General features: G+C 46.2%; 9 protein-coding genes. 3 read left to right on the top strand and 6 right to left on the bottom strand.

The annotated features are described in order from the left end of the window. Nucleotides 1-182: 182 nt before the first annotated feature. From PLH26_RS08315 to PLH26_RS08340, 6 genes are all read right to left on the bottom strand, one after another. On the bottom strand, nt 183-1,070 hold the full coding sequence (locus tag PLH26_RS08315) for a dienelactone hydrolase family protein (RefSeq protein ID WP_324585549.1): 888 nt from the start codon (nt 1,068-1,070) through the stop codon (nt 183-185). A 126-nt stretch (nt 1,071-1,196) separates the two neighbouring features. Beyond that, nucleotides 1,197-2,213 carry an LLM class flavin-dependent oxidoreductase gene (locus PLH26_RS08320; protein WP_324585550.1) on the bottom strand — a complete coding sequence of 339 codons (1,017 nt, stop codon included), beginning with the start codon at nt 2,211-2,213 and terminating at the stop codon, nt 1,197-1,199. Between the two features lie 32 nt (nt 2,214-2,245). After that, nucleotides 2,246-3,136, bottom strand: coding sequence for an ACP S-malonyltransferase (gene fabD, locus PLH26_RS08325; protein ID WP_324585551.1), 891 nt, complete (start codon nt 3,134-3,136; stop codon nt 2,246-2,248). 180 nt (nt 3,137-3,316) lie between these two features. After that, on the bottom strand, nt 3,317-3,913 hold the full coding sequence (gene folE, locus PLH26_RS08330; RefSeq protein WP_324585552.1) for a GTP cyclohydrolase I FolE: 597 nt from the start codon (nt 3,911-3,913) through the stop codon (nt 3,317-3,319). A gap of 40 nt (nt 3,914-3,953) precedes the next feature. Then, complete coding sequence (locus tag PLH26_RS08335; RefSeq protein ID WP_324585553.1) at nt 3,954-4,367, bottom strand: 6-pyruvoyl trahydropterin synthase family protein; 414 nt, start codon at nt 4,365-4,367, stop codon at nt 3,954-3,956. A gap of 6 nt (nt 4,368-4,373) precedes the next feature. Beyond that, nucleotides 4,374-4,784, bottom strand: a complete 411-nt coding sequence (locus tag PLH26_RS08340) for a 6-pyruvoyl trahydropterin synthase family protein (RefSeq protein ID WP_324585554.1) — start codon at nt 4,782-4,784, stop codon at nt 4,374-4,376. A 100-nt stretch (nt 4,785-4,884) separates the two neighbouring features. Here PLH26_RS08340 and mqnB point away from each other — a divergent pair, with 100 nt between their 5' ends. The 3 genes from mqnB to PLH26_RS08355 all read left to right on the top strand — a co-directional run. Beyond that, complete coding sequence (mqnB, locus tag PLH26_RS08345) at nt 4,885-5,544, top strand: futalosine hydrolase (protein ID WP_324585555.1); 660 nt, start codon at nt 4,885-4,887, stop codon at nt 5,542-5,544. 22 nt (nt 5,545-5,566) lie between these two features. Beyond that, nucleotides 5,567-6,433 (top strand): 1,4-dihydroxy-6-naphtoate synthase, encoded by an 867-nt coding sequence (locus tag PLH26_RS08350; RefSeq protein WP_324585556.1) that lies wholly within the window; start codon nt 5,567-5,569, stop codon nt 6,431-6,433. A gap of 66 nt (nt 6,434-6,499) precedes the next feature. Continuing rightward, nucleotides 6,500-6,602 (top strand): nicotinamide mononucleotide transporter (locus tag PLH26_RS08355; protein ID WP_324585573.1); only part of this gene is annotated, 103 nt, incomplete at its 3' end.

The following is a 6,602-nucleotide window of genomic DNA, read 5'->3' on the forward strand; positions in this document are numbered from 1 at the left end:
GCTGACGCCAGTCGGACGGGGATAGAATAGAAGTTTCCTAAACTTTAGATACACCTGCCCGTACCGAGCGGCACGTTCGGGCGGGGGTTCGATTCCTGTCGGGGCTACCAAATCTGCCTGTACTTTCCTTACCACATATATGTACTTTGGCGGAGCATCCCGATATTCAAAAAATTCAGTGGTTACTTTAATTTTTCTTTAAAAAAATCAATCGTACGCTGCCATGCCAGATCTGCAGCAGCCTTGTCGTACCGTGGGGTGGTATCGTTGTTGAACCCGTGGTTCGCATTGGGATAAATGTATACCGTGTATGTTTTATTGTTGGCTTTGAGCGCTGCTTCGTAAGCAGGCCAACCTTCGTTCACCCGCGTATCAAGCCCTGCATACTGCAGCAGCAACGGCGCCTGAATTTTGGGCACATCCCCGGCCGCGGGCTGTCCGCCATAAAACGGCACGGCTGCCGACAGGGTTGGAATGCGCACAGCCATCATATTCACGATCCAGCCGCCAAAACAAAAACCCACCGCCCCTATTTTACCATTACAGTTGCTGTTGCTTTTTAAATAATCATATGCGGCTATAAAGTCTTCCAGCATCTCATCCCTGTTGCGTTTGCTTTGCATTTCACGACCCTTGTCATCGGTGCCGGGGTAACCGCCCAGCGGCGTTAAGGCATCAGGGGCAACGGAAACAAATCCTGCCAAAGCAACTCTCCTGCCGATATCTTCAATATGCGGGTTGAGACCACGGTTTTCATGTACCACTACCACGCCGCCTAACTTTCCTTTTGCATCTGCCGGCATTGACAATAATGCTTTGATGGTACCACCACCTTTTGGAGAGGGATAGCTGATGTATTCGGACCTGATGCGGGGATCATTCGCTTTTACCTGTATGGCGCCTTCATAATCGGGCATCAAAAAGCTCATCAGTGAGGTAACGGTCATCCCTCCAACCGCGTACAGCGATAGCTTTTGCATAAACTCCCTTCTGTCTACCCGGTTATGGGCGTAATCATCGTACAGGTCAAACACTTCCTGTTTGATGTCTTCTTTTTTGATATCAGGCATGATCGTGTGTGTTGATGTATACTAAAGTTAAGCAATTGTACGGGAAAAGAAAGGGCTTCAACAGCCCATGATCAGGCATGGGTTTGACGTACAGGAAGTTTTACTTTCATATAGTACTATGCCCGTTTAAACGGAAACCCGTTCGTTTAACTCAAATGCTTCGGCTAACAGCTCAAATGAGCGTTTGCGATCTCCGGCATTATCTGTAATGGTGGTTACAATAATTTCATCCACGCCAAAATCATTCGCCAGTTTGACCAATTGCATTTTTACCTGTTCCTGCGTTCCCGAAACCACTCTCCCGCTGTTATAAGCGATGCGTTCCAGCTCTGCCGGCGAAAATTCATGATCCTTAATCGAATTATAATCACCAAAATCCCGGTAATTGCCCTTCTCAAACTGAAGATGAATATAATTCAGGTATTTGCGCATTTGAGCGGCTTTTTCTTCCGTTTCGCCACAAAGCACAGCGATAGATAAAACCGCATGAGGCTTTTCAAATTGCGAAGAAGGAACAAAATTTTTACGATAAGTTTCCGCCACATCCGGTTGTGCCTGTCCATTAATGAAGCGGGCAACTGCCAGTCCCATACCAAACTTCGCTGCGATCAAGCTGCTTCCACCGCTTGAACTGAGGATCCATTGCATTGGTATGCCCGGAGCCTGCGGGCCGGCAATGATGGGGCCATGCCGGGTTCCGGCGGTATCCCTGAAAAAATGTTGTAAATGCTCCAGTTGACGCAAATAGCTTTCCTCGCTAAAATCATTGGATGGATTAAGAATGGCAGCGGTAATGCGGTCGCCGCCCGGCGCTCTTCCCATGCCAAGATCAATGCGACCGGGAAACAATGTTTCCAGCATCCGGAAGTTTTCTGCAACTTTAAAGGCACTGTGGTTGGGCAGCATAATGCCCCCGGAACCAATACGGACGCGCTTTGTTTCATCGGCCAGCTTTACCATCAGCACTTCGGGCGTTGTGCCCGCTATAAAAGTGGAGTTGTGATGTTCTGAAACCCAAAACCGGGTGTATCCTAACCGGTCGGCTAACTTTGCCGTGGCTATCGTTTCGTCAACTGCCTGCCTGGCTGTTCCTTTATGATAAATAACAGACTGATCGAGAATGCTTAGTTTGATCTTTGCCATATTGTTCAGTTCCTGCGCAAAGATACTACAGGTCAGCTTTGTCCATTTACCACTACCGCTTTATCAATTTTTACGATCAACCCCTGCAATACTTTCCCTGGCCCTACTTCGGTGAACTCCGTGGCGCCATCGGCTATCATTTTCAGCACGCTCTGTGTCCACCTAACGGCGCCGGTTAGCTGATCCACAATATTTCTTTTAATTGCTTCCGGGTCCGTTACCGGCAAACCGGTTACATTCTGGTATACCGGGAAGGAGGGGTCGTTAAAAACCGTAGCTTCAACAGCCGCAGCGAGTTCCGCCCTGGCAGGTTCCATTAACGGAGAATGGAATGCTCCGCCTACCGGCAGGGGTAGGGCTCTTTTGGCGCCAGCTTCTTTCATACGCCGACAGGCTATTTCAATTCCTTTCACCGATCCGCTTATTACCACCTGTCCGGGGCAGTTGTAATTGGCCGGCACCACAATTTCGCCGGTCTCCTGCTGCACAGCGGCGCATACCTCTTCTACCTTTGCATCGTCTAAGGCCAGCACCGCCGCCATTGCCGAAGGCTGCCGTTCACAGGTTTTTTGCATAGACTGTGCACGAACGATGACCAGCCTCAGCCCGTCTTCAAATGAAAGGCTATTATTGGCCACAAGTGCCGAAAACTCGCCGAGCGAATGACCGGCAACCATATCCGGACTAACATCTCCCAATGTTTTAAACAGCACAACAGAATGCAGGAATATTGCAGGCTGGGTTATTTTGGTTTGCTTCAGGTCTTCATCGGTACCGTTGAACATGATGTCGGAGATGCGAAAGCCGGCTATATCGTTGGCGCTCTCAAATAATGCTTTGGCTGTGGCATTTGTTTCATATAATTCCTTCCCCATTCCTGCAAACTGCGACCCCTGGCCCGGAAATACATAAGCATGCTTCATTGTTAAAATATTTTATTGGTTTTAAACCGGCATGCCGGTACTGAGTTATGATTCAACCTGCCAAAAATAAAAGGATTTTAACGCTCCAAAAAATTACAATGTGCTTCATAGCGGATTGAAATCAGGGATATTAAGGCGCATCGCAAAAAAGTTCCGGTTAATGCTTTGCCAAATAAAGGTTTAGTGCAGCGTTGAGCCGATCAGCCTGATAAATTCGCTTCGGGTTTCATTTTTTTCGAACTCACCAAAAAAAGCCGATGTGGTGGTTACGGAATTTTGTTTTTGAACGCCTCTCATCATCATGCACAGATGAGAAGCTTCAATGACCACAGCAACACCCAAAGGCTGCAGGGTCGTTTTAATAGCATCAAGGATTTGAGTGGTCAGCCTCTCCTGCACCTGCAGGCGACGGGCATATACGTCTACAACCCGTGCTATTTTACTCAGCCCGGTTATCCAGCCATTGGGAATATAAGCAACATGCGCTTTACCAAAAAAAGGCAGCATATGATGTTCGCACACGCTGTATATTTCAATATCCTTTACAATGATCATTTCGCTGATCGGCTCATGAAATTTAGCTGAATTAAGAATATCCTCAGCGCTCAATCCGTAACCTTGCGTAAGATATTGTATGGCTTTTGCCATGCGCTCAGGTGTTTTTAATAATCCTTCTCTTTGCGGGTTCTCTCCCAGCAGCGTTAATGTTCTATGGTAATTTTCTGTCAATAATGAAGTGGCTTCTTCATCATACTGTTCAACCTTTTTATATGCCATATTTCAATTTAAAAAATTTCAATCAAAAATATACCGGAGCTTACGCAGGGTATTCAACAAAATTCCGTGGTGTTTCATATAACCTTATCCGAAGTTCCTGCTTTTCGCTAACATGCGGGCGCAGCAGGTTGTAAATGACTACCGCTATATTTTCTGCCGTGGGATTAATATCTTTGAATTCAGGAATATCAAGATTCAGATTTTTGTGATCGAAATGTTCTATCACGTATTGTTGAATAAGATCGGAAAGCACTTTCATATCCATCACAAAACCGGTATCAGCCTGTGGCTCCCCGGTCACTCTTACTTCCAGCTCATAATTGTGACCGTGATAATGGGGGTTGCTGCATTTGCCAAATACCCGGAAATTGGTTGCGTCATCCCATTGGCGGTTATACAAACGGTGGGCTGCATTAAAATGCTCTTTCCGGAATACAGCTACTCTTTTATTCATATACATTTATTTTCCATAGTATTCTACAAATATCCGCGGCGTTTCATACAATTTAACGCAATGCAACTGTACATCTTCCGGAAGAACCTGTTCCAACTGTTCCCATATGCCTATTGCCAGGTTTTCGGTTGAGCACATTTTACCCTGCATAAAATCTACATCCACATTCAGGTTAAGGTGATCCAGTTTTTCCAGCACCTGCTCTTTGATAATGCCGCTTAACTTTTTAACATCAAGCACAAAGCCGGTTTCAGGATCGGGCTGCCCTTTAATGGTTACATACAATTCATAATTATGCCCGTGCCAGTTCTCGTTGGCGCACTTACCAAACACATCTTCATTCTTTTGCCTGCTCCAGGCAGGATTAAATAATTTATGAGCTGCATTAAAATGTTCCACACGGGTGAGATACACCATAGCATCAAAAATTTTGGCAAAGTTAGGGTATAGGAGGCAAGCCCGGTAAAAACTCCGCATTATGCTCCTGTTGCATTACCGAAATGCAGACATTTGCACAATGAATATCCTGCTAACAGCGGCCACCCCCGGTGAAATTCAGATCACCAGGGAATATCTCGCTGAAAAAATGTATTATCCCAAAAACTGTAATACCGGTATCCTGATCACAGGCGCGGGACTATTGAATACCGCATATGCGCTTACCAGATATCTAAGTAAAACAAAGCCAGGCATTGTTATCCAGGCGGGCATTGGCGGCAGCCTGCACCCTCTTTATCCACCGGGTTCTGTTGTTGTCATCGGCGAAGAAGTAATGGGAGATCTGGGAGTGGAAGAAGGCAATGGCTTCAGTGATATTTTTGATCTGAACCTGGCAGAAGAAAATATATTTCCTTTTTCGGGGAAGATGCTGATAAACCCCCACCGGCAGGTGCTGGAAAAAATAAAATTACCCGCGGTAAGAGGTGTAAGCATCAATGAAATAACCACAGGCGCCACAAGGATGCAGCAGCTCATAGAAAAGTATGGCGTGATGATTGAATCTATGGAAGGTGCCGCCTTGCACTATGTTTGCCTGCAGGAAGCTGTTCCATTCATCCAGTTAAGATCCGTTTCAAATTTTGTGGGTGAGAGAGATAAAACAAAGTGGCGGATGAGAGAAGCTGTTGATCATTTAAACCGCGAGCTGATCTTATTGATACATCAGTTCCTGAGCTGAACAAAAATCTTTTGAGAACAACATGAAACTTACACTCGGATTTTCCCCATGTCCCAATGATACTTTTATTTTTGATGCATTGGTCAATCATAAAATTGATACAGAAGGGTTGAGTTTTGAGGTGCTGCTGGAAGATGTGCAAACCCTTAACCTCCGGGCGATGGAAGGGAAGCTGGATTTAACCAAGATAAGCTACGGCGCACTGCCCCTGGTGCTGCAACACTATATGGTGCTGCCAGGCGGGGGCGCACTCGGAAAAGGTGTTGGACCGCTATTGATATCCGCTCAGCCGGCGGAGCCCGGCAAAGATCATCCCAACATGGATGATCATACAATAGCTATCCCGGGAGAGAACACTACAGCCCACCTGCTTTTTTCACAGGCTTTTCCCAAAGCAAAGAAAAAAATATTTAAGGTTTTCAATGAAATTGAAGACTTCCTCCTGGGCAGCGCTGATCAGGCAGGTAAAACAGCCGGTGTGATCATTCATGAAAACCGCTTTACCTATCAAAAAAAAGGGCTTGTAAAGTTAATGGACCTGGGCGAATACTGGGAGAAGGAAACCGGTTATCCTATACCGTTGGGAGGTATTGCCGTGCGCAGGGACTTCAGTCCCGCATTGCAGTCAAAGATCAACACACTGATCCGCAAGAGCGTTGAACATGCATTCGGCAACTACCCTTCGCTGCCCTCTTATGTTATAGAGCATGCGCAGGAAATGGAGGAAGCCATCATGCGGCAGCATATTGACCTGTATGTAAATGATTATTCCCTGGATCTGGGAACAGGCGGCAGGATGGCCGTGCAACGATTCATCGAGATATACGAACGGGAAAAGCATGTATCAGCAGGAACCAGAGATATCTTTATAAGATCTGACCACATATAAAAATTACTGCACGTGAGCCATCTTTTCAGCGTTAACACCGAATTTTTTAAAGTGCTGGGCTATTCCATGAGCTACCTGGAATTTTTTGGAGTGGTCTTTGGACTGCTTGCAGTATGGCTTTCGGCAAAGGCCAATATCTGGAGCTGGCCGGTGGGTATTGTTAACGTTG

This window comes from Agriterribacter sp., from assembly GCF_035444585.1.
Taxonomy (GTDB): domain Bacteria; phylum Bacteroidota; class Bacteroidia; order Chitinophagales; family Chitinophagaceae; genus Agriterribacter.